This window comes from Nocardia australiensis, from assembly GCF_020733705.1.
Taxonomy (GTDB): Bacteria; Actinomycetota; Actinomycetes; order Mycobacteriales; family Mycobacteriaceae; genus Nocardia; species Nocardia australiensis.
On record NZ_JAJFZM010000001.1, the window covers coordinates 1,637,643 to 1,657,863 of the forward strand.

The 20,221-nt window shown below is 65.3% G+C and carries 24 protein-coding genes; 10 read left to right on the plus strand and 14 right to left on the minus strand.

Annotation, left to right across the window (positions count from 1 at the left end):
• Nucleotides 1-215: 215 nt before the first annotated feature.
• The 3 genes from LKE06_RS07390 to LKE06_RS07400 all read right to left on the minus strand — a co-directional run bounded on the left by LKE06_RS07390 (nucleotide 216) and on the right by LKE06_RS07400 (nucleotide 2,623).
• Nucleotides 216-992 carry a TMEM165/GDT1 family protein gene (locus LKE06_RS07390; RefSeq protein WP_227997870.1) on the minus strand — a complete coding sequence of 259 codons (777 nt, stop codon included), beginning with the start codon at nucleotides 990-992 and terminating at the stop codon, nucleotides 216-218.
• A gap of 295 nt (nucleotides 993-1,287) precedes the next feature.
• The gene (locus LKE06_RS07395) at nucleotides 1,288-1,815 is read right to left on the minus strand and encodes a peptidase (RefSeq protein ID WP_227997871.1); all 528 of its coding nucleotides are present in this window, start codon (nucleotides 1,813-1,815) and stop codon (nucleotides 1,288-1,290) included.
• 184 nt (nucleotides 1,816-1,999) lie between these two features.
• On the minus strand, nucleotides 2,000-2,623 hold the full coding sequence (locus tag LKE06_RS07400; protein WP_227997872.1) for a superoxide dismutase: 624 nt from the start codon (nucleotides 2,621-2,623) through the stop codon (nucleotides 2,000-2,002).
• Nucleotides 2,624-2,803: 180 nt separating this feature from the next.
• Between LKE06_RS07400 and msrA the strand changes: the two genes are divergently transcribed.
• Complete coding sequence (msrA, locus tag LKE06_RS07405) at nucleotides 2,804-3,484, plus strand: peptide-methionine (S)-S-oxide reductase MsrA (RefSeq protein WP_227997873.1); 681 nt, start codon at nucleotides 2,804-2,806, stop codon at nucleotides 3,482-3,484.
• Nucleotides 3,485-3,587: 103 nt separating this feature from the next.
• Here the strand turns inward: msrA and LKE06_RS07410 are convergent, their stop codons facing one another.
• On the minus strand, nucleotides 3,588-4,199 hold the full coding sequence (locus LKE06_RS07410) for a hypothetical protein (RefSeq protein WP_227997874.1): 612 nt from the start codon (nucleotides 4,197-4,199) through the stop codon (nucleotides 3,588-3,590).
• Between the two features lie 573 nt (nucleotides 4,200-4,772).
• On the opposite strand from LKE06_RS07410, the gene LKE06_RS07415 reads away from it, so the two are divergent.
• From LKE06_RS07415 to LKE06_RS07430, 4 genes are all read left to right on the plus strand, one after another.
• Complete coding sequence (locus tag LKE06_RS07415; RefSeq protein WP_372477352.1) at nucleotides 4,773-5,105, plus strand: rhodanese-like domain-containing protein; 333 nt, start codon at nucleotides 4,773-4,775, stop codon at nucleotides 5,103-5,105.
• A 20-nt stretch (nucleotides 5,106-5,125) separates the two neighbouring features.
• Nucleotides 5,126-6,226 carry a DUF4328 domain-containing protein gene (locus LKE06_RS07420; protein WP_227997876.1) on the plus strand — a complete coding sequence of 367 codons (1,101 nt, stop codon included), beginning with the start codon at nucleotides 5,126-5,128 and terminating at the stop codon, nucleotides 6,224-6,226.
• Nucleotides 6,223-6,990: a glycerophosphodiester phosphodiesterase gene (locus LKE06_RS07425; protein ID WP_227997877.1), complete on the plus strand. Its 768-nt coding sequence runs from the start codon at nucleotides 6,223-6,225 to the stop codon at nucleotides 6,988-6,990. The genes LKE06_RS07420 and LKE06_RS07425 overlap by 4 nt, the downstream gene beginning before the upstream one ends.
• A 66-nt stretch (nucleotides 6,991-7,056) precedes the next feature.
• Complete coding sequence (locus tag LKE06_RS07430; RefSeq protein ID WP_227997878.1) at nucleotides 7,057-7,977, plus strand: DUF5926 family protein; 921 nt, start codon at nucleotides 7,057-7,059, stop codon at nucleotides 7,975-7,977.
• 304 nt (nucleotides 7,978-8,281) lie between these two features.
• On the opposite strand, the gene LKE06_RS07435 is transcribed toward LKE06_RS07430, so the two are convergent.
• The 5 genes from LKE06_RS07435 to LKE06_RS07455 all read right to left on the minus strand — a co-directional run bounded on the left by LKE06_RS07435 (nucleotide 8,282) and on the right by LKE06_RS07455 (nucleotide 12,856).
• Complete coding sequence (locus LKE06_RS07435) at nucleotides 8,282-8,830, minus strand: ferritin (RefSeq protein ID WP_227997879.1); 549 nt, start codon at nucleotides 8,828-8,830, stop codon at nucleotides 8,282-8,284.
• 93 nt (nucleotides 8,831-8,923) lie between these two features.
• On the minus strand, nucleotides 8,924-9,472 hold the full coding sequence (locus LKE06_RS07440; RefSeq protein ID WP_227997880.1) for a ferritin: 549 nt from the start codon (nucleotides 9,470-9,472) through the stop codon (nucleotides 8,924-8,926).
• A 10-nt stretch (nucleotides 9,473-9,482) separates the two neighbouring features.
• On the minus strand, nucleotides 9,483-10,832 hold the full coding sequence (locus tag LKE06_RS07445) for an LCP family protein (protein WP_227997881.1): 1,350 nt from the start codon (nucleotides 10,830-10,832) through the stop codon (nucleotides 9,483-9,485).
• Nucleotides 10,833-11,007: 175 nt separating this feature from the next.
• A complete protein-coding gene (locus LKE06_RS07450; RefSeq protein WP_227997882.1) occupies nucleotides 11,008-11,799 on the minus strand; it encodes a CPBP family intramembrane glutamic endopeptidase in 792 nt (263 codons plus the stop codon).
• 295 nt (nucleotides 11,800-12,094) lie between these two features.
• Nucleotides 12,095-12,856, minus strand: a complete 762-nt coding sequence (locus LKE06_RS07455; RefSeq protein ID WP_227997883.1) for a DUF2470 domain-containing protein — start codon at nucleotides 12,854-12,856, stop codon at nucleotides 12,095-12,097.
• A gap of 11 nt (nucleotides 12,857-12,867) precedes the next feature.
• Here LKE06_RS07455 and LKE06_RS07460 point away from each other — a divergent pair, with 11 nt between their 5' ends.
• From LKE06_RS07460 to LKE06_RS07480, 5 genes are all read left to right on the plus strand, one after another.
• On the plus strand, nucleotides 12,868-13,467 hold the full coding sequence (locus LKE06_RS07460) for a hypothetical protein (RefSeq protein ID WP_227997884.1): 600 nt from the start codon (nucleotides 12,868-12,870) through the stop codon (nucleotides 13,465-13,467).
• 235 nt (nucleotides 13,468-13,702) lie between these two features.
• Nucleotides 13,703-14,035, plus strand: a complete 333-nt coding sequence (locus LKE06_RS07465; protein ID WP_227997885.1) for a glyoxalase superfamily protein — start codon at nucleotides 13,703-13,705, stop codon at nucleotides 14,033-14,035.
• 67 nt (nucleotides 14,036-14,102) lie between these two features.
• Nucleotides 14,103-14,489, plus strand: coding sequence for a transposase (locus tag LKE06_RS07470; protein ID WP_227997886.1), 387 nt, complete (start codon nucleotides 14,103-14,105; stop codon nucleotides 14,487-14,489).
• An 82-nt stretch (nucleotides 14,490-14,571) separates the two neighbouring features.
• A complete protein-coding gene (gene pheA / locus LKE06_RS07475) occupies nucleotides 14,572-15,486 on the plus strand; it encodes a prephenate dehydratase (protein WP_227997887.1) in 915 nt (304 codons plus the stop codon).
• On the plus strand, nucleotides 15,447-16,136 hold the full coding sequence (locus LKE06_RS07480) for a histidine phosphatase family protein (RefSeq protein WP_227997888.1): 690 nt from the start codon (nucleotides 15,447-15,449) through the stop codon (nucleotides 16,134-16,136). Before pheA ends, LKE06_RS07480 begins: the two co-directional genes overlap by 40 nt.
• Nucleotides 16,137-16,185: 49 nt before the next feature.
• Here LKE06_RS07480 and LKE06_RS07485 read toward each other — a convergent pair whose 3' ends face one another.
• The 5 genes from LKE06_RS07485 to LKE06_RS07505 form a co-directional block, all read right to left on the minus strand.
• Nucleotides 16,186-17,016 carry an ESX secretion-associated protein EspG gene (locus tag LKE06_RS07485; protein ID WP_227997889.1) on the minus strand — a complete coding sequence of 277 codons (831 nt, stop codon included), beginning with the start codon at nucleotides 17,014-17,016 and terminating at the stop codon, nucleotides 16,186-16,188.
• On the minus strand, nucleotides 17,013-18,167 hold the full coding sequence (locus tag LKE06_RS07490) for a PPE domain-containing protein (RefSeq protein ID WP_227997890.1): 1,155 nt from the start codon (nucleotides 18,165-18,167) through the stop codon (nucleotides 17,013-17,015). Before LKE06_RS07490 ends, LKE06_RS07485 begins: the two co-directional genes overlap by 4 nt.
• 45 nt (nucleotides 18,168-18,212) lie before the next feature.
• Nucleotides 18,213-18,536, minus strand: coding sequence for a PE family protein (locus tag LKE06_RS07495; protein WP_227997891.1), 324 nt, complete (start codon nucleotides 18,534-18,536; stop codon nucleotides 18,213-18,215).
• Between the two features lie 174 nt (nucleotides 18,537-18,710).
• Nucleotides 18,711-19,061 carry a metallopeptidase family protein gene (locus LKE06_RS07500; RefSeq protein WP_227997892.1) on the minus strand — a complete coding sequence of 117 codons (351 nt, stop codon included), beginning with the start codon at nucleotides 19,059-19,061 and terminating at the stop codon, nucleotides 18,711-18,713.
• A 10-nt stretch (nucleotides 19,062-19,071) separates the two neighbouring features.
• Nucleotides 19,072-20,217 carry a septum formation family protein gene (locus tag LKE06_RS07505; protein ID WP_227997893.1) on the minus strand — a complete coding sequence of 382 codons (1,146 nt, stop codon included), beginning with the start codon at nucleotides 20,215-20,217 and terminating at the stop codon, nucleotides 19,072-19,074.
• Between the last annotated feature and the right edge of the window lie 4 nt (nucleotides 20,218-20,221).

Consider the following 20,221-nt stretch of genomic DNA (forward strand, 5'->3'; position numbering starts at 1 on the left):
TCGCATCCTCGGCGCCTACCTCGACGGCCTCGCCGACGAGCCCGCCTACGCCAGGTTGTTTCTCGTCGAGGTCTACGCGGCCGGCGCCAAGGCTTTGAGCCGCCGTGCGCTGCTACAGGAATCGTTCGTGTCGTTGATCGCCGATGTTCTTGGCGCCGAGACCGAACAACAGCGTTTCGCCTGTCAGACCCTGGCCGCCGCGGTCAGCGCGATGGTCACGGCTCGAGTCGCGGCCGATGATCCGGACGGACTTCGTGCGCTGCGGGAACCACTGCTGGATCTGGTTCGCCGTAGTGGCGATCTATATGGGACAGCGATGGTTCGCCACGACGGCGGGCGCGCCTGACCAGCAGCACCGCGCCGACCAGGGCGGGTGCGAGCATCGCGAGAACACTGCCCGCGAGCATGCCGAGCCCGGGTGCGGCCACCGCGATGAACGTCGCGGTGCCGAAATAGAGGAACAGCAGCCCGGAACAGATGCCGATCACTCGTTCCGGCAGATGCTTGCCGACGAGGATGCCGACCCCGATGGCGAGCGCGTCCGCGGCGACCATGCCGATGGTCGAGCCGATCCACACACCGAACCAGCTGTTTTCGGTGGCCAGCGCGGCGGTTGCGAACATTGTCCGGTCACCGAGTTCGGCGAGCAGGAATGCCGAGAGGACGACGAAGTACGGCGCGGTGGTCGAGCGTGGCGGTTTTGTTTCCTCGTCGTCGGGATCGGCGCCGAGATGTTCGCGGAGAGTCCATAGCCCGACCGCCAGGAAGGTGATCGCGGCGATCAGTGAGATGGCTCGGGTCGGCAGCGCGGCCCCGAGGTAGAAACCGACGCCCACCGAGATCAGGTGCACCGCCGCGGTGGCGCTGGCGATCGCGCCCAGCACGACCCACCAGCGATAGCGCAGCGCGAACGTCAGCGCCATCAGCTGGGATTTGTCGCCGAGTTCGGCGAGGAAAACGATACCGACGCTCAGCAATATCGTGGCGATCATGTGTGTGCTCCCGGGTCTCCGGCCTGTCGGCTGGGAGATCTGGGGTACGTCTCCGGCCGACAACGAAACAGTTGTCAAGGCCGAAGGTCTCGCCCACCGGTATCTACCGGTTCATGCAGCCGGACCCGCGTTCTCATGGAACCGCGGATCAGTATGTCGACTGCATGATTGGGGGCTACTCCCCTTCGCTGCTGTCGACCATACCCCGGTTGCCGCCTATGCGCCAAGTCGGTGTTATCGAAATCGTAATGCGCACAATAAGTTTGGCGATCCGCGCCGAGGGTTTCGGGCACCCTTACGCGGCCAGCAGCATGGCCAGAACCGCAGTATCGGGATCACTGATCGGATCCAGTCCCACCCGGCTGATCAGCGAGGTGATGGTGCCGTCGGATTCGGCCTCGACCCATGCGGCGCGATGCTCCAGCCCGAGATGCGGGACGCCCGGCAGCAGCACGCAGCCGGAGGCGGCACCAGAGCACTCCGGTAGCGAAGGACGGGTTTCCGAGGGCGGATGCAACATGAGCAGAGCCGCGGGCACATGCTCGGCAAACCTGCCGGGGGTCAGCGCCTCCATACCGAGCACCGGCCCCTCGGCCAGCACCAAACCCACCGTGCCCGGTTCCGGGTCGTCGGGCAGCTCCTCGCGCACTCCGAACACGGTCGAGGTGGTGAGCAGTCCGGGCAGGGTGGCCACCCGGACCGCGAGCACCAGCACCTGGGCCCATTCCTTGGTGGTATCCGGCCAGCGGCCGGAGATGACGAAACCGCGCAGCGATCCGCGGGCTTGGAACGGCGTGATGCCGATCGGTCCATTTGTGTGCATGGTGCCTCCCGTCATGAACCCGGGGGCGGCTTGCCCGTCCTCGTACCTGTGGATTCCGAGAATGACCCAAGACTCACCTGGCACACAAGTACCAAAGAGTGCCAACCGGACAAAAGGAAAAGCCCGTGGGCGTAAAACTGCCCACGGGCCGGTCGAAGCCGCGATCAACGCCTAGTCGAACAACTCACCCGAAGATGAGGCCCTTGGCCTGGCCGACGGCGCGAGCGAAGCGCTCCTGCACGTCTTCCCAGTTGACGACGTTCCAGAACGCGGTGACATAGTCCGCCTTGACGTTCTTGTACTGCAGGTAGAAGGCGTGCTCCCACATGTCGACCTGCAGCAGCGGGATGATGCCCAGCGGAACGTTGGCCTGCTGGTCGTAGAGCTGGAAGGTCAGCAGCTTCTGGCCAAGGGTGTCGTAGCCGAGCACGGCCCAGCCGGAGCCCTGCAGGCCGTTGGCCGCAGCGGTGAACTGGGCGCGGAACTTGTCGAACGAACCGAACTGGTCGTCGATGGCCGCGGCCAGCTCGCCGACCGGCTTGTCGCCACCGTTGGGGGAGAGGTTCTTCCACCAGATGGAGTGGTTGACGTGCCCACCCAGGTGGAAGGCCAGGTTCTTCTCGTTCAGGAAAATCGCGCTGTGGTCGCCGGCCTCGCGAGCGGCTTCCAGCTTCTCGGACGCCGCGTTGACACCGGCGACATAGGCGGCATGGTGCTTCGAATGGTGGATCTCGTTGATCTGCCCGGAGATGTGGGGCTCCAGGGCGCTGTAGTCGTAATCCAGATCTGGCAACGTGTAGTCAGCCACGATGTCCCTTCCTATATGTCGGGCTGTGTGCGCGTCGTCTTCGAGCACACCCAACCATCATTCGTACACCCGCTCCGTTGCAACCGGGCCCTGTGCCCCCGCATTCCGTGGGGTCGGTATTTACTGTGCGGCAAGTGAAGCTGATGGGATCGTCACACACCGCACGCGTAGCATCGAACCATGTCGTGGTACGACGAACTAGTCGGGCGCGTTCGGTTTCCCGAACCGTCGATGGTTTCACCGGAGCAGGCGCTGCCGGGGCGGGATGAGGCGCTGGTCGTACCAGCTACGCACTATGTCAACGGGCATTCGATCCTCCCGCCGTTCCCGGAGAATATGCAGGTCGCTGTGGTGGCGATGGGCTGTTTCTGGGGTGCGGAGCAGGAATTCTGGCAGCTCGACGGTGTCTACACGACCGCTGTCGGGTATGTCGGCGGCTATACGCCGAATCCGACCTACGAGGAAGTGTGTAGCGGACGGACCGGGCATGCCGAAGCTGTGCTGGTCGCCTTCGATCCCGAGGTCATCGACTACCCTGGCGTGCTTCGGCAGTTCTGGGAGAACCATGATCCGACGCAGGGCATGCGTCAGGGCAACGATCGCGGAACCGCGTATCGCTCGGCCATTTTGACGTTGAGTCCGGAGCAGACCGAGGTTGCGCAGGCGACCGCCAAAGCTTATGGACAGCGGTTGGCGGCGGTCGGCTATGGGCGGATCACCACGGAGATCGTCGAGTTGGCGGATCTGTCTGGCTTCTATTACGCCGAGGGCTACCACCAGCAGTATCTGGCCAAGAATCCCGGCGGCTACTGCCCGGTGCATGCCACCGGCGTGAGCTGCCCGGTCGGCCTGGGTGCCTGAGTGAGCTCGGGTACCTGAGTGGGAGAGCGCGCTGTAGCAGCGAAATACCGCACATTCGCTGAGCGGATGTGCGGTTCCCGGCGTTCGGTCGGAGATAGCGGACTTACAGCTGCGGCACGATGCCGGGACGGATGGTCTGCGGGTCGCCCGCGTCGTGGGCCTTCCACCAGCGCACACCGCCCGCGATGAACTCGCGCAGCGGGATCTCGTTGCCGCTGGAGTCGTGAATGATCATGTTGTCGAACCACACCCGCACATCGAGTTCGCGCGGATCGATGCCCTCCTCCTGGGAGAACTCCAGTACGTGCGCGGAGATGTGGTCGTCGATCTTGGTGTCGAAGCTGAGGAATTCGCCCCACAGTGCCCAGCCGCTGTCGTCTACGTCGATGAACTCCCAGCCGTGCAGGCGCCCGCCGCCGAAGCTGCGGATTCCCTCGTCGAGGCCATCCAGTCGCAGCGGCAGCACGGTGGCGACCACGTCGTCCCAGCGTTGGACGCGCATGGAGGCGGCGACCCGGCTGACACCGGTGAAGGTTAGTCGGACCCGATGGTCCTCGATCGCGGTTCCGTCCGGTGGAAGCGTCAGCACTTCCAGTTCCAGGTTCAGCCGACCCTCCGTTTGGTCGACTTCCAGCCCGAGGCAGGTCGCCTCGGAGAGCGCGGTGTTGAGTCCGGTGGTGTCCATTCCGTCGAGTAGCCCCCTGCTCACGTTCATAGGCCAAGGCTACCGACAGCACCTGCTCGAACCCGGTATTTCATTTTTTCGCTAGTGTTGTCGTTTTTATGGAACCGAATCGACTCGGGCGCCGTCCAAGTAGTTGTCGGGACCTGCTCAGCCTTCAGTCCCGAAGCCGCGGCGAATGACCGCTCCGGGATGGCAAGGAGGGGAGTCCCGGATCGGTCGTTCGCAACGCTCTAGTTCGCTATCAGGCTGCTGGAACGCCCACTGGAAACCTGTCCCCATGCGGCAGTGTTCGTATATGCGACCCACCAGCGGATTGCCTGATAGGCGGGGGCTGTTGGTGGTGTGCTGCTCAATAGCCAAGGGCTGTGGATCAAGTTGTGGATTATGTGGATAACTCTGATGAAGGTATGCACATACCGCCCCGGAGCGGGGCATCCGACAGGACCCGGAAGGACAGAACATACCCGAGCTACTGGTCTGCTGTCGAGGCGGCTATCGGGCCTGGGGATTCCGGGGCGGGACCAGAACTCCGCGACTGTGTCGTACCCATGGCAGGATCGAAGAGTGACGAGCTCCGAAGTCGCGTCGGTGCCGGTGGAAGCCGTGCCCGGCGAATTCGACAACACCGAACGTGCCGCCTCGGATGCGCGGTCGGCGATACTGCTCGACGTGCGCGAGGTTGACGAATGGCAGCTCGGCCATGCGCCGGGAGCGATTCACATCCCGATGGTCGACGTGCCCGCTCGGGTGGACGAGCTGGAATACGACGTGGACCTCTATGTCATCTGCAGACAGGGTGGTCGATCTATCGAGGTGGTCAAGTACCTCACGCATGTCGGATTCGACGCCATCCAGGTCAACGGTGGCATGGTGGCATGGCAGAAGTCGGGTCGTCCGCTGGTCGCCGAGGGCGATCACCAGGCGAAGATCTATTGACGAACGTAAAAGGAGCGCCCGTGAGTACGGTGGTGCAACCTTGTGCGCGGTGCGGGGCGCGCTGGGCCGTACAGGCGACGCCGATGCTCTGGTGCCCGCGCTGCCGCGGCGTATTGCTGTCTCCGGCGCCCATCGATGCTCCTGCGAAGCAGCGCAACTATCGGTGGGTGGCGCGACGGCCCGACCAGCGATATCGCCGGTCGGCGCCATCCGAGCGGAACGGACCGCCGGTCGAGACGCCCCGCTACACCGAGATCCCGCGTTGGGGACTGTTGGATCCGCCCGCCGCGCCTGCCGCCGCCGCACCACGTCCGCTGGCCGCGTTCACCGACCGGGTCGGGGTATTGCTGCTTGCCACCGCCATCGCGTTCGCGGTGGCCTGCCTCGCCGAACTCGGTCGTTACGGGATATTGCTGCGCAACCGCACCCGGCTGATCGATCCACTGCTGCTGACGGTTTCGGACTACCTGTTGTATCTGTCCGCCCTGCTCGGACTCGGGCTCGGGCTGGCCTCCGCCGTGGCGATGCTCGGCTGGCTGATCGATGCTCGGCGCGACGCCTATGCCCGGTCCGGTCGAGCCGACGCGAGGTCGGTTCGCTCGCTTGCTCTCGGCTGCTTGGTTCCGGTCGTCAACCTGGTGTGGCCGGGAACCTATCTCACCGAGCTGGTTTCGGCGCCGGATCGGCCGGCCGATCCTCGGGTGCTGCGGGCGATCCGAATCTGGTGGGCCGCCTGGGTGTTCGGCGGGATCGTCGCGGTGGCGGCGCTGCTGTGGCGGTTCCCGGATTCCCTGCAGGCTAAGGCGGACGGGGTACTGTTCACCGCGTTCACCGACGTTGTCGCGGTCGCTGTCACCGTGCTGACGTTGTGGTTGCTCCGGATGATCGAGGGCCGCGATCTGTTCGGCCATGCCAGGACTGCCCATCGCTGGGTGATCGCGGTAGATCCGCATGCGCCGATTATCGAGCCGGTGCATCCGGGTGGCTCGGCGTCGAGTGAAGTCCGGCCCGATTCCGTGAATTCAACGGGGCGTGACGTAGCGGTTGCCGGCATCGCCGAGGATCAACCGGTCGGCGAAGACGCTTCCGATCGTGAGCACGAGGAGGTTATGGCCAAGTGAACCAGGGCAGTCGCGCGCCGTTCGTCGTCGCGCACCGAGGGGCATCGGCGGCACGCCCCGAGCACACACTCGCCGCCTATGAGCTTGCGCTGCAGGAGGGCGCCGATGGGGTGGAGTGTGATGTCCGGTTGACCCGGGACGGGCACCTGGTCTGCCTGCACGACCGGACCGTCGATCGGACCTCGTCGGGCACTGGGCTGGTGAGCGAGATGACCCTGGATGAACTGAGGAAATTCGATTTCGGCGCCGACGGCGAACCGTCGTCCGTGCTGACTCTCAGTGAGCTGATCGAGCTGGTGCTCGACTGGCGCAGCAGGCCGACCAAGCTGTTCATCGAAACCAAGCATCCGGTGCGCTACGGAGCGTTGGTGGAGAACAAACTACTCGCCGAACTACAGCGCTTCGGGATCGCTACGCCCGCATCCGCCGACCATTCGCGCGCGGTGGTGATGTCGTTCGCGGCTACCGCGGTGTGGCGCATCCGGCGTTCCGCGCCGTTGCTGCCGACGGTGCTGCTCGGCGAATCCTCACGCTACCTGGGGGGCGGCGCCGCGACAACGGTCGGCGCCACGGCGGTCGGTCCGTCGGTGAAAACGCTGCGTGAGCACCCTGATCTCGTCGATAAGGCTGCCGCGGCCGGTCGCGCTACCTACTGCTGGACGGTGGACGAGCCCGGCGATGTGCGGCTGTGCGCCGATCTCGGCGTCAGCTGGCTGGCCACCAACCATCCCGGCCGCACCAAGGCGTTGCTGGCCGCCGCCTGATTTCGCGGCCACACGCCGCCGCAGGCGCTGCGTTGACCCGCACCGCACCCTGTAGGTTGTGCTCCCGTGGGTAAGAGCAAGCGCAATAGTCCGAAGCCCGGCGGGAACCGGGCGCAGCGTCTCGCCGAGCGGCGAGCGGCGCTGCAGCAGTCGGCACAGGGCGTCGCGCGCCCGTTCGAGGGTCTGGCCGCGGAATGCGATCTCGTCGCGTTACGCGAGTTCGTGCCGTCGGCGACCGCGACGCTGAAGCTGTCGTCCGATATAGCGGCACAACGATCGGTGGTGCTGGCCACGGTGCTGCCCGGCGCGGTCGCGGCGCTGGTGCGCGCGGGCGAGGATCCGACCGGTTATGTCGGAGCACAGGTCCAGTTCCAGGGTGTGGACCCGGGCGCCGATCTCGCGGCGGCCATTCTGTGGACGCAGTCCGCGCAACCGGGTGAATCTCTGTCAGCGGCCGACAGTATGGAGGGCGGTCCGCGTCTGGCCGACGTGATCGACCCCGGTGCCGACCTCGAGCTCACCGTGCATCAGGACTTCGACTGGTGGGTGCCCGAGGGCGTCGAGCCGGATCCGCAGGTCGCCGCGACGATCGAGCAGGCGAAGGAGGCGATCATGCCGTCGGCCCGCCTGGAACTCAGCGAGGATTCGATCGGCGCGGCCTGGTGGGTCGACGCGGGCGAAAAGGCGCATGTGCGCTGGGTTCGCCCGGAGAACGAGGATGACCTCATGCTGGCACTGGCCCGGCTGCATGCCGCGGGTGGACTGCACTTCGGCGAGGGGTCGCGATTCGCGGGATCGTTCCGTACCCATGGCCTGCTGGTGCCGGTGTTCGATCTCGATCCGGAATTGCATGCCAGCGAGTGGAATACGCCCGCCATCGAGTTCGGAGCCCGGTTGGGTGAGGCGCTGGCGACGGACGCACCGCTGTCGGCCGACGAGCGTCGTTCCCGGGACGGTTTGCGGTCGCGTCAGGTCACCTTGCGATGAGTCAAAAAATGTTGCGCTGAATTTTGTGAAACACGCTCATTTCTATTCATCCTCGATTATGTTCTGAACATCACCGATAGATGGTGGTGGTGAGGACACTCTCACCGATTCAGATGAGGAAGTAGGAACACGCCATGGAAGCGATTCTCGGTTTGATCGTGACGCTGCTCAGCTCGCTGAGCGCTTCGTAGACAGCCCGCGCAACAATAAGATGGCGGCGGTAAGACGCCGCCCTCGATATACCAGCGACAGGCCCAGTTCGTCGCGACGAGCTGGGCCTGGTCTGCAACAGTTTTCGACTTGATCAGACGGTGCCGCCCGCGGTGGACGGAGCGCCGGAAGTATCGCTGACACCGCTCATTTCGCGGGCGATGAAATCTTCCAGATCGAAGAGATTGGAACCGGCACGATCGGTAATGGTCAGCAACGTCGTCATATTGGCGACCTCCTCGACCTGTTCCTTGAGGAACCACTGCATGAATTGTTCGCCCAGGTAATCGCCCTCTTCGCGCGCCGTGCTCGCCAGTTGGACGATCTGGTCGGTAACGGCCTTCTCCTGTGCGAGTGCCAATGCGATCGGTTCGCGGGCATTCTCGAAACGAGATTTCGCGCCATCGATTCCGGCGAGTTCGACGCTGATATCCCGATCGAGGAAATACTGCACGATCATCATCGCGTGATTGCGCTCTTCGACGGCCTGGGCGTAGAAGCGCTTGGCCAGCTGCGGCAGATCCGCATTGTCGAACCACACCGCGATCGCGATGTATTGATGTTCGGCATTGAATTCATGCCGGATCTGGTCATGAAGCAGACTGTGGAATTTGCTGCGCGGGGACTCCGGATGGCTGGACATGCAAGCGACAATATCGCTGGTCAGACCGCGTGTCATCCAAGTACAGCCTTATTGAGGCTAGTGTTGCCTAATTAGTTCCCGGCCGATTCGGGCTCAGTTTCGCGCTGCGCCCGCCATTTTCGGCGCGGTCAGGTCGGCACGTGGTGTCGTACGCAGTTCTCGTGAGATGAAATCCTCCACGTCGAACAGATCGCCTGCCGCGCGGTCGATCACGGTAAGCAGTGTTGTCATCCCGGCGACCTCCTCGACCTGCTCCTCGAGGAACCACTGGATGAATCGTTCGCCGAGATAGTCGCCCGACGAGCGCGCCGCACCGGCCAGCGCGGTGATCTGGGTGCTGCGGGTTCGTTCCGCCTCCAGCAGGAAAGCGATCGTCTCGCGAGGGGACTCGAAACTGGACTTGACCTCGTCCAGTCCGCCGACCTGGACCTCGAGGTCGCGATCGAGTAGATACTGCACCATTCGCAGGGCGTGTCCGCGATGCTCGCCGGACTTGCCGTAGCAGTATTCGGCCAACCGAGGCAGCCGATTCGAATCGAGGTACACCGCCGCGGAAAGGTACTGCTGGGCTGCGGTGAAGCCGCGCCGGATCTGAGCGCGCAGCAGCAGGTTGAACGGCTGGACCTCGTCGTTGTCGGGCATAGTCTCGACGCTACCTCGTCAGAAGGTCGTCCGGGATGGGTTGGTCCTTGGACAGCGCATCGAAGAACGCACTGGCCCGTTCCTTGTCCCACAGCAGCACATTTCCACTGTCGGTATCGCTGAACCCGCCGACCGGAACGGTGGTCGCGACGGTGTCGCCGCGCAGCGCCCAGCCGAGTTGACCAAGGTCCCAGATGTGATCGCCATTATCGACCTTCAGCGTCTTTGCGGTGTCGCGGGCAAGTGGCCACAGCTTCAGCGGGTTCGCCAGGGTGGAGGTGCTTGTCGCCTTTTTCAGCAGCGCGGCCATGAACAGGCGCTGATTGTTCATGCGGTCGAGGTCGGCGAGGGCGGTGGCGCGGCTGCGAACGAAGCCGAGTGCCTCGGGGCCGTTCAGTTTCTGGCAACCTGCGGGCAGGTTGATGCCGGCCAGGGGATCGTCGATGGCCTGGGGCACGCAGACATCGATGCCGCCGAGCGTGTCGACCAGACTCGCGAAGCCGCCGAATCCGATCTGCGCGTAATGGTCGATCCGCACATCGGTCGCCGTCTCGACCGTCTGGACCAGCAACTGCGGGCCGCCGATCGCGAAGGCGGCATTGAGTTTGTCCTTGCCGTGGCCGGGGATGCCGACATAGGAATCGCGCGGCAGGCTGACCAGCGTTGTCGGCCCGGACTTCGGGACATGTACCAGCATGATGGTGTCGGTGCGTTCCGGTCCGACCTCACCGCCGGTGGCCAGTTGTTGTTCCTGATCGGCCGTGAGTCCGGCCCTGCCATCCGAACCGACGAGCAACCAGTTGGTGCCCGGCGTGTCACCCACTCGATCGGCATAACTGGTGAGCGCGTCGATACGGGTCAGCGAGCGGTCCAACTGGACGATCGCACCGACAATGGCCAGCACGAGTACCAGCAGCAACACCAGAAACCACCGGAACAAGTGCCGTTTGCGGCGGCGGCGTGGCGGCGGCTCGGGCTCTCGATCGCGACGTCGCGGCGGCGCGGCGGGCGGTACCGGTGGCGGCGCCGCACGGTATGGCATCGGCCGCTGTGTCTGCGCGTGGGTTCGTTGCGCGGGTTCGTGATAGGGCACCGGTTGCTGGGTGGGCTGATGCGTCGGTCCTGGCTTGCGTGGTGGTGGCGTGCGCGTCGCGGCCGGATCCGGCGGGACCTGCGAGTACGCCAGCGGCGGCGCGTAGTTCGGCGGTCCGTCCCGATGCAGCTTCCTGGTGGGTCCGTTGGGGGATTCCGGTCCGAAGCGCGGGGGGTGCTGTGGCCGCGCAGGCGGATACGGTGCCTGGCCCGACGGTGGCGGGACCCGGCGCGTCCGTGCGTTGTGCTGGGGGTCGTCGCCATTCATCATGTGGACTCTACTGAACGGGGCTGCGCGGGCTCGGCTCGCCGCGGCCGGATCTCGGTGGGTCGGGGTCGGCGGATGCTGCTGTTCGCGGTCGATCCGGGCCGCCGTCCCAGCGCCGATCGCGAGCGCCCGCGATCGGGCGCTCCTATTGATTTCGCGTATCGACAGCACTTGGTTACGGCAGCCAGGAAACGTGGCCGTGCAGCACGGTGTAGCCGATGTAGGCGACCGTGTCGATGGTCGCGTGCGCCAATATGAGTGGCCACGGGCGGTTGGTGCGCTGCCAGAATCGGCCGAAGATCAGGCCCATGACCAGATTGCCGATGCCACCGCCCAGGCCCTGATAGAGGTGGTAGCTGCCGCGAAGTACCGCGGAGGCCAGCAGCGCCGAGTTTTCCGTCCAGCCGAGCTTGCGCAGCCGGGTGATCAGGTAGGCGACCACGAGGATCTCTTCGGCGAAGGCGTTCGCGCACGCGGACAGGATCAGCACGGTCAGTCGCCACCAATAGTCACCGAGCGAACTCGGCACGATCGTCACGCTGAAACCCATGGCGTGCGCGGTGAGGTACAGGCCGAGACCGGGAAGTCCGATGATGGCCGCGAGCGCGAGTCCCGGCAGCATGTCGGATCGGAAGCGGATGCGTGCCAGGCCGATCAGGCGCGGCCCGATTCCACTGCGCCACAACAGGTATAAGCCGAGAGCCGCCCATCCTGCCAGCCGCAGCACGCTGAGCAGCTGGAACAACAGGTCGATGGTCGACTGGGTGGCCCGCGAAGGGTTCAGCGCGACCGTCTTGCTACCGACACCACCGGGCGATAACGCGCTCTCGATCAGCGACAGCGCCGCGCTGAGCCCGCTCAGCCCGAAGGTGACAACCAGAACCACCACGATCTCGAGCCGGATCGCGAACCGTTCCCGATCCGGCGACTCGGGCTCGTCCCAGGTGGGAGCCGACTCAGCACTCATGCGGTCGAATCTATTGCCAGCGCGACCCCGTGTGCCCTCGCACTGTCGATTGGGTGAATTGCCGAGGCGCTCGGGTAGCCACGCGAGAGGTGGTGCACTGAAGGGAATTCGCCCGATTATCCGATCGCTCGTGCGGATCTGAGCACGCTGCGATCGTCAACTAGTCGCCCGTTGCCGAACGGGTTATCGGATGACGCACGACGAAGTGCGGCTCGTTATGACGTAGCGCGGTGCTGTCCAGGCATGTCGCGCGCGAGTGTGATTGCGGGACAGCGTGGGTCGGGGCACAGGACGATCAGATGCGGCGCAGGCCGTTGCGGAAGGGGCAGCCCGCGAGGGTTCGGACGGCGCGGCTGAGGGACTCGATGTCCTCGACGGGGGCGCTGAAGGGCAGCCGGAAATCGTGGTCGCCGTCGAGTCCCTCGATGCGTAGCGTCAGGCCGAAGCGATCGATCGCGAGCGGATGTACCGAACCGCGTCGCAGGCTGGGCGGCAGATGCCTGGCGAGCTGACTCACGACGTCCGCGTGATCGGCGTCCATGTGCAGCAGCCAGGCGGATTCGAGGGCGCAGAACGGGTCGGGTTCGGCGAGGCGCAGGTCGTCGACGCACACGGATTCGGCGCCGACGGTATCGGCGACCACGGCGGAATTGATGACCACCCGCAGCAGGGTCGCGGTGTGGCCGACGTCGAGCAGCGCGGGGTGCGGATTGTCCTTGGCGACCTCGCTCGCCAGCGCACGCTGTGCCTGGGCGGGCACCGATCGCACCCAACCGCGCAACCAGACCAACGCGCGCACCGGTTCTCGCAAGGTCAGCGGCGAGTGGTCGGTGAGTTCCAGCACCGCGGGTGCGCCACCGTCGCCCGAGTTTCCGGTGAGCACCGCGGCCATCGACTTGGTGGGCACCGCGATCACCGCGTCGCCGCATTGCCGCAGGTGGTGCACCGAGACCGTGGTCGGATCAATACCGGGCATCGCGAGTACCGACTGCTCGGCATGGGCACACGCACTACGTATCCGCTCGGCAGTGGACGGTGCGACGGTCGTGTTCGGCATGCGGACCTCCAGTGCTCGACGCGTTCGGCATTAGTTTAGGTAAACCTAAGCTAAGTGGCGAGCCGATAATCCGCAACCGTTCACACCACCCGGATGCTGAGAGCTGCCGTCGAATACCGCCCGAACGTCATCGCTACGGTGAGCGGATGGCGGATGGATCGCATGAACCGGTGTTGGTCTCCTTGATGGCACCCGCGCGTCGCAACCTGGTGGATGGCCTGGTCCGCGGTACGAAGCCGGGCAACCGGGACCCGGCATCAGCCGAAGACACTGTGACACAGCAGAATTCAGGGGCGCGCAGCGTCGATGCGGATTTGCCGGATGTGGAGATCGCCGACTTTCTCGCGGAGATCGCGCACTCGGATGCCGGGTTCGTTGCTCGAACCTCGCGCGGTGAGCGTGCTCTGGCAATTGTTGCCGCAACGGCTGCCGCGCTCTGTGGCGAGGACATTCGTGCGGCACTCGGAACTCCCGACATCGCCTTTCTGACATCGCTGAAACCACCGGCGATCGAGGCCGTCCGGACCGTCTTGCTCGCAATCGAAACCGACAGTCCCGGTGAGGTTGGGGATTCGCTCGCAGTTCTGATCGTCGCAGATTCGCCCCGATAAGAGCTGTTTGGTGCTGGGGCGCGCAGTTAACGACTAGTTGTCTCCCAATCCGCGTCGTCAGTGGGTGATCACCGCCATGAGCCGATCGAATCGCGGCGCGGCGTGGGTCGTGCGGACGAGACTCGGTGTCCGCCCATGCGGAGGGCGGCATCGGCACCGTCAAGTGACCGGTCTCACCTGCAGTGCCGCATCAAGCAACGTTCGCCCCGCCGGGTGGTCTGAGACGATGGGCTACATGGACGAGGAAGTCATTCCCATTCTTCGCGTCGAGGACGCTGCAGCGGCGGTCGCGTGGTACGAGCGACTGGGCTTCGCCAAGCAGTCGGAACACCGCTTCGAACCGGGGCTTCCCGCGTTCGTCGAGGTCGCCCGGGGCGGGGTGCGGTTGTTCTTGTCGGAGCACAAGGGCGACGCCCGCCCCGACACGTTGGTCTACCTCCGCATTCGTGATGTCGAGGCCATCGGTTCCGAGTTCGGTGTGCAGGCGGAGGACGCTCCGTGGGCGCGTGAGATCGAGCTGCGTGACCCTGACGGCAACCGGCTGCGGATCGGCACGCCGACGGAATGACACGCGTCGGCAGCGCGCGGCAGGGAAGCTGTGCTGGTGGCTGAGCGAGTACGCGTCCGCGAGATCGATGACGACGAGGGGAAGCGCCTGCTGCGAGAACCGGACGAGGTTCCTGGAGTTCTGCCGTTACCTGCGCAGCCTCTACCCGCCGAAGATCCGTATCGGGATCGTGCTGGACAACTTCTCCCCACACCTGACTACGAAGAAGGACACTCGAGTCGGCGACTGGGCTGCGGCCAACAACGTCGAGTTCGCCTACACGCCGACCAACAGCTTCTGGCTGAACCGCATCGAAGCCCAGTTCACCGCCCTGCGCTACTTCGCACTCGACGGGACGGACCACGCCAGCCACACAGAACAGGGCAGCATGATCCGCCGCTACATCATCTGGCGGAACAAGCATGCCGCCGACGAACGCCTACGCCAGGTGGTCGACAGGGCGAACGTTGCCTGATGCGGCACTAGGTCTGAGCGTGGCTTACCGGTCCTGGCAAATTTTTCCAGCGCGCGAGCAACCGCAAAGTACTGTCGTAACCGTGCCGCGTATTGCGTATTTTGGGCCGTCGGGAACCTTCACCGAGATGGCCCTTGCTGAGCTCGAAACCTCGGAGGTCTTCGATGGACCTGTCGAGCGGATCGCCGCGCCCAGCCAAGGGGCCGCGTTGGAGCTGATTCGCTCCGGCGACGTCGAGGGTGCGGTCGTGCCGATCGAGAGCTCGGTGGAAGGGTCGATCTCGGCGACACTCGATTCGCTGGCAATCGGTCCTCGGCTACAGATAGTTGCCGAGACCGAGTTGGAGGTAACCTTCACGATTCTCGCCCGGCCCGGCACGACGCTGGCCGACGTCCGGACGCTGGCCTCCTATCCGGTGGCCGCCGCGCAGGTGCGGCTGTGGGTGTCACGCAATCTGCCCGGCGCGCAGACATATACGTCCGCGTCGAACGCCGCGGCCGCCGAGGATGTCGCGGCAGGCCACGCCGATGCCGCGGTCTCCACGGCACTGGCCGGTGAGCGCCTGGGCCTGACGGCTTTGGCTACCGGCGTGGCCGACCATGATCAGGCGATCACGCGTTTTGTTCTGGTCACCCGGCCGCGGATCGCACCGCCCGCGACCGGTGCGGACCGCACCTCGATCGTGCTGGAACTGACGAACGAGCCGGGATCGTTGATGCGGGCCTTCGCCGAATTCGCCACTCGCGGTATCGATCTGACCAGGATCGAATCCCGCCCGACCCGAACGGGTTTGGGTACCTACCGCTTCTATCTCGACTGCGTCGGCCACATAGGCGATACGGCCGTCGCCGAGACACTGAAGGCGCTGCACCGCACGGCGCGGATCCGATTCCTCGGTTCCTGGCCCGCGACCTCGGCGACCGGAACGCCGCCACCGTCGGACGAGGCGGCAGCGGAATGGCTGACCCAGCTACGGAAGGGGGTGGCGGACCTGTGAAGCTGATTCTGGTCCGGCACGGCGAGACCGAGGGCAATGTCGCCAAGATTCTCGACACCAGACTGCCGGGGCTACCGTTAACCGAACGTGGTGCGGCGCAGGCGAAGACGTTCGGGTCGAGTCTGTCGACACCGCCGCGGGCGCTGTTCTGCTCGCAGGCGCTGCGCGCCAGACAGACGGCCGGCTACATCGAGGCGGCGACCGGGGTGCGCGCCGAGGTGCTCAACGGCGTGCACGAGGTACAGGTCGGTGAGCTGGAGGGGCTGGGCACCGAGGAAGCGCACGAGACCTTTCAGCGGATCTACCGTGCCTGGCACGAAGGCGATCTATCGCAACGGGTGCCCGGCGGCGAATCCGGGTACGACGTGCTCGCCCGCTTCCTGCCGGTGATCGAGACTCTGCGGACCACGTATTTCGATGGCACCGATGGTGATGTGCTGCTGGTCGATCACGGCGCGGCAATGCGGTTGCTCGGGCGCACCCTCGCCGGGGTCGAGCCGCCGTTCACGACAAACAATCACCTGGACAATACGGAAACCATCGAACTGGTGCCCCGCGCCGTCGGAGGCTGGAAATGTGTCCGCTGGGGACGCTTCACACCCCCATTCAGCCACCGGGTGCCGGCGACCTCGGACGACCCGATGGGCTGAGTTGCCCTGTGCGGCGGGGTTCTTCGGTCTCGTGACGCTGTGTATTTCGTCAGGACAACGCGGGATTGCGGGGGAACTCTTCGCGTTCGGGGAGTGAATTGATCAAGTCCTGCAATGCCGTTCGCAGGCGGGCGGGGGTACCGCTGCTCAGCGACGTCCATTTGGTGCCGTCGTCGGCAACACTCGCGGTGGCGATGAAACGTCCTGAGCGGGTGTTGAATACGGCGATGTGGTTGTCGGCGGTTTCTCTGGTGCCGTCGCCGTACACGATGCCGACGATCTCGGTGTGCGAATGGAACTCCACCATGGCCGAGGCCAGGACCTGCGCGTCTCGGGTGGGTTGGCCGACCTTCGCCAATCGGCTTGCGGTTGAGGCCGTGTTGCCGGTGTCGCTGAAGATCGGCACGAGATGTTCGGTCTGGGCGCGCATGCCGGTCAATTCGAGCGGCTCGGCGGGACCGAGCGCCGTGATCACCGCACCGGGAAGGTCTTCGTCCGCTTCGTCGATGACGTACGACTGCGGCCCACGAAGCGCGACAGTGACAAAGTCGTCACCCTTCGCGAGGCACATGCGACTGACTTGACCATCGACGACCAGGCGTACCGCGATCACCCAGTGCGGGCGGTACAGCGTCCGCAGCCGGTCTTCGAGGTCGTTGTGGACCACATCATCGATCAGGAGTTCCCGATCGATGAGGGACTGGGCGGCCACGGCCATCGCGGCATCGTGGTCGGTCACGTTGTCGTAGGTTCCCATCGCTTGCAGCACGATAGGAACCTCGTCGATCTCCAGTTTCTCCAGGAGGAACTGCATTTCGTCGAGCGACAGCACGACCGACTCGAGCATCGATGGGCCGCGGCCCGCACCGAGCACCGTCACTTAGCCGTCCCGGGGGCGCCGCCGATGACTCCATCGGCGGTGTACCGGCCATCGGTGAAGTTGTCGTCGGACCGCAGGTAGTCGGCGGTCTTGTGGTCGGACTCGTCGTCCTCGGAGTTGCGCGCCTGGTTACCCATCAGTGGGCTGCTCGACGACGCCGGGCGTGCCGGTGTCGACGTCTGCGGGGTGATGTTGACCGCCTCAGCGACCGGGGCGGCGGCGGGCGTACCGAGCGAGCCGCCCGCGCCCCAACCCTCGGGCAGCTTGAACGAGTTATTGCCGAGACCGACCGGGGCCGACGCCGCGGATCGGGTGCCGGCGGCGGCCACGGCGCTCGCCGCACCACCGATACCAATCATGGACATGGGAGCGGCGGCGCCCATACTCGGTGCTGTGCTCGTCACGGCGGAGATCGCGCTCGCGCCGATGTTTCCGGCCGCGCTCACGCCCGTGCTGGCCACGGTGCCCGCGGCATTGGCTACCTGCGTCGCGGCACTGATTACGGCAGGGTTATTAATGAACGCCCCGGCCGCGGAGATCGCGCCGTCTATCGGGCCGCCCTGGAATGCTGTCTGCGCCGATTCGGGTGTCGGTGTCGCTGTGCCCGCGCCATTGGCGATCGGCGGCGGGTTAATGAACTCGCCTGGCGTAACCACGGTTGCCGAAGTTGCGGCCTCATAGGTTTCCATCACCAGGGCGGCGCGAATGTCCATGGCGTGCTTGGCACCCTCGGCCACCTCCAGAGCGCCCGAAAGCGCACCGGGCGGGTTGGCCGACGCGACCACGGCACCGTTGGTCGCAATGATTTCGGGCAGCATCGGCATGGCCAGCGAAGCGACGGTGTAGGCGGTGGCATTGGCCGCGGCCTTCGTCCCCAGGGTGGCGGCCATGACGCTCTGCTGCTCGGCCCACCCGGTGAAGCCGCCGAGGCGCGCCAGCGCCGCGATGCCGTTGACACCCTGCATGCCGACGCCCAATTCCGCCATTACCCGCACAACTGTCGTGGTGGCGTCGACCCACGCGGCGGTGAGTCCACCCCATGCGGTAGCTGCGGCGGAGATCGGAATGGCGTGCGCGCCCGCATTGAGCGCGACGGAGTTGAATTCGGCCATACGGGGCAGCCAGAACACCCCGGTGATTCCTGCGGTCATGCTTTTTTCTCCCCTGGATTAGTTATCGGTGCGATGGCCGCGTGCTCAGATGTTGAGATTTCCGGCGACAACGTTCATGACGCTCGACTTGAGGAGGTCTTCGCCCACGTGTGTTGCGAGCTGCATGCGCAACGTCGCGGCGGCGTGGTGCAACTCCAGGATGCCCTGGGCAACCGCCTGATCGTGGGTTATCGCCGCCTTGTTGAAGTGCTGCGCGGCCATCAGCGACACCTCATCGGCTCCGGACGGCAGCACGTGGGTCGCGGGCGCGGTCAGCGCGGCGGCTCCCGCGAGTCGTTCGGCGAGCAGATCCAACTCGGCAGCGGCAGCGAGAACGACTTCGGGTGTGATGTTTACCAGGCCAACCATGACTCGACTCCTTCTAGTGGCGGCTACTGGGCGGAACCACGAGAATTCCCCCTACGAGTGATAGGACGCGACAGTTACGCGATCGGTTCCATCGAATCCCCAAATTTCTTTCCGGTCTTACCGTGCTGCGCTACAACCCCGCACAGCTCGTAATCTACACAGCTCGGTAAGAGACTAGCCCCATCCCAGCTGATGAAGACGGTCTTCGTCAATCCCGAAATAGTGTGCAATCTCATGGATCACGGTGATCGCCACCTCTTCGACGACTTCGCCCTCGTCACTACAGATTTCGAGGATCGAGTCACGGTAGATCGTCACGGTATCCGGCAGCGCGCCACCGTACTGGCTGTCGCGTTCGGTGAGCGCGATCCCGTGGTAGAGCCCGAGCAGCCGAGGGTCTTGCGGATTGCGAGGCTCGATCAGGACGACGACGTTATCGATGGCTCTGGCCAGCTCCACCGGAATGAGATCGAGGGCATCGCCGACGAGCTCTTCGAAGCGATCGGCGGACATGGTGACCGGCATGCGGTTCGGCCTAACGCGGCTGCGGCAGTGGCGCCGCGCCGGGCAGCGGTGTCGGCGTCGAGCGCCCGGAGTTCGGCGGTGGCACCGGCGCCTGGCCGTTGATCAGGATGTCGCCCTTGGCCGTTCCGGTGATGGGCGCGAAGCCCTCGCGGTCGGTGCCCTTGCCGATCATGCAGTCCAGCTTGCGACTACCCGCCAGCCAACTCCGCGCGTCGAGGTAGTCGAAGAACAGCGTCAGTGTCTTGTTGGGCACCGCTTCGGCCGAGCCCAGATAGTCGGCGGCGGACTTGGCGCATTCGTCCTCGACGAATTTGTCCTGCTCCGCTTTCGCGGGCGGCCCGCTGGAGAAGCGGGCGCCGAGGTCGACAGTGGACACGATCTCGACGGCGTGCGGCTGTGAGCAGTCCACCGGATCGGTGGGCAGGTTCTGATTGATGCCAAGACAGGTGCCCGCTTCGAACACCCTCGACTGGTCGTGTTCGACGGCGCTGCCGGTGGACGGCAGCGGCGTGCCGGTGCTGCCGGAGAACTGGAGGCCGCAGCGCAGTGTGCGGTCACCGTGATTCCACCCGTCAGGGCTCGGGTACATCAGGCCGACGACGTAGCGTCCGCGCGGATCGAAGCTTCCGCCCATGTACTTCTCCACCGCGGGCACGCAATGCTCTTCCTTGAGTTCGGTCAGCCGCAGCGAGTCGGGGAACCGGGAGCCGACGCCGAACTCCTTGCCGGGGTACCTGGTCATATCGATATCGGCCGCGACCTCGAATAGGTGCTTGTTCGAGCAGGCCACCTTCACCAGATCGGCGCGGTCCGGCTTGGTCCAGCTGAGACAGTCGCCCGAGGACGCGGTGCCGAACTCCTTGTCGAGCACGGTGCCGCCGGGCGAGGCGGGACTGTGCGCCTCCAGCCCGGTCTCATTGTCGAAACCGGTCACGAAGAGGGTGACCAGGGCCGCGATAACGGCGCCCGCCGCGACCGCGAGCAGCCCCCAGCGCAGCGTCGGGGCTGACAGGTGCAGGTCGGCGCCCGGCAACGACTTACCGAGCGTCGCCTTGCGGGCGGAACCGAATGACCGGGACAACGAGCCGGCGCGTGATGATTCGCCGTCCGAGTCAGGCTCGGGGGCCTGGTGCTGGGGCATATCTTCGGAGGACATCGCG

Excerpts from the sequence above, each read along its gene's own strand:
- LKE06_RS07505 (WP_227997893.1), bottom strand. The coding sequence starts at position 20,217 with ATGTCCTCCGAAGATATGCCCCAGCACCAGGCCCCCGAGCCTGACTCG.
- LKE06_RS07495 (WP_227997891.1), bottom strand. The coding sequence starts at position 18,536 with ATGGTTGGCCTGGTAAACATCACACCCGAAGTCGTTCTCGCTGCCGCT.
- LKE06_RS07480 (WP_227997888.1), top strand. The coding sequence starts at position 15,447 with ATGGCTGACCCAGCTACGGAAGGGGGTGGCGGACCTGTGAAGCTGATT.
- msrA (WP_227997873.1), top strand. The coding sequence starts at position 2,804 with ATGTCGTGGTACGACGAACTAGTCGGGCGCGTTCGGTTTCCCGAACCG.
- LKE06_RS07500 (WP_227997892.1), bottom strand. The coding sequence starts at position 19,061 with ATGCCGGTCACCATGTCCGCCGATCGCTTCGAAGAGCTCGTCGGCGAT.
- LKE06_RS07435 (WP_227997879.1), bottom strand. The coding sequence starts at position 8,830 with ATGTCCAGCCATCCGGAGTCCCCGCGCAGCAAATTCCACAGTCTGCTT.
- LKE06_RS07445 (WP_227997881.1), bottom strand. The coding sequence starts at position 10,832 with ATGAATGGCGACGACCCCCAGCACAACGCACGGACGCGCCGGGTCCCG.
- LKE06_RS07390 (WP_227997870.1), bottom strand. The coding sequence starts at position 992 with ATGATCGCCACGATATTGCTGAGCGTCGGTATCGTTTTCCTCGCCGAA.
- LKE06_RS07450 (WP_227997882.1), bottom strand. The coding sequence starts at position 11,799 with ATGAGTGCTGAGTCGGCTCCCACCTGGGACGAGCCCGAGTCGCCGGAT.
- LKE06_RS07465 (WP_227997885.1), top strand. The coding sequence starts at position 13,703 with ATGGACGAGGAAGTCATTCCCATTCTTCGCGTCGAGGACGCTGCAGCG.
- LKE06_RS07410 (WP_227997874.1), bottom strand. The coding sequence starts at position 4,199 with ATGAACGTGAGCAGGGGGCTACTCGACGGAATGGACACCACCGGACTC.
- LKE06_RS07440 (WP_227997880.1), bottom strand. The coding sequence starts at position 9,472 with ATGCCCGACAACGACGAGGTCCAGCCGTTCAACCTGCTGCTGCGCGCT.
- LKE06_RS07455 (WP_227997883.1), bottom strand. The coding sequence starts at position 12,856 with ATGCCGAACACGACCGTCGCACCGTCCACTGCCGAGCGGATACGTAGT.
- LKE06_RS07395 (WP_227997871.1), bottom strand. The coding sequence starts at position 1,815 with ATGCACACAAATGGACCGATCGGCATCACGCCGTTCCAAGCCCGCGGA.
- LKE06_RS07490 (WP_227997890.1), bottom strand. The coding sequence starts at position 18,167 with ATGACCGCAGGAATCACCGGGGTGTTCTGGCTGCCCCGTATGGCCGAA.
- LKE06_RS07470 (WP_227997886.1), top strand. The coding sequence starts at position 14,103 with ATGACGACGAGGGGAAGCGCCTGCTGCGAGAACCGGACGAGGTTCCTG.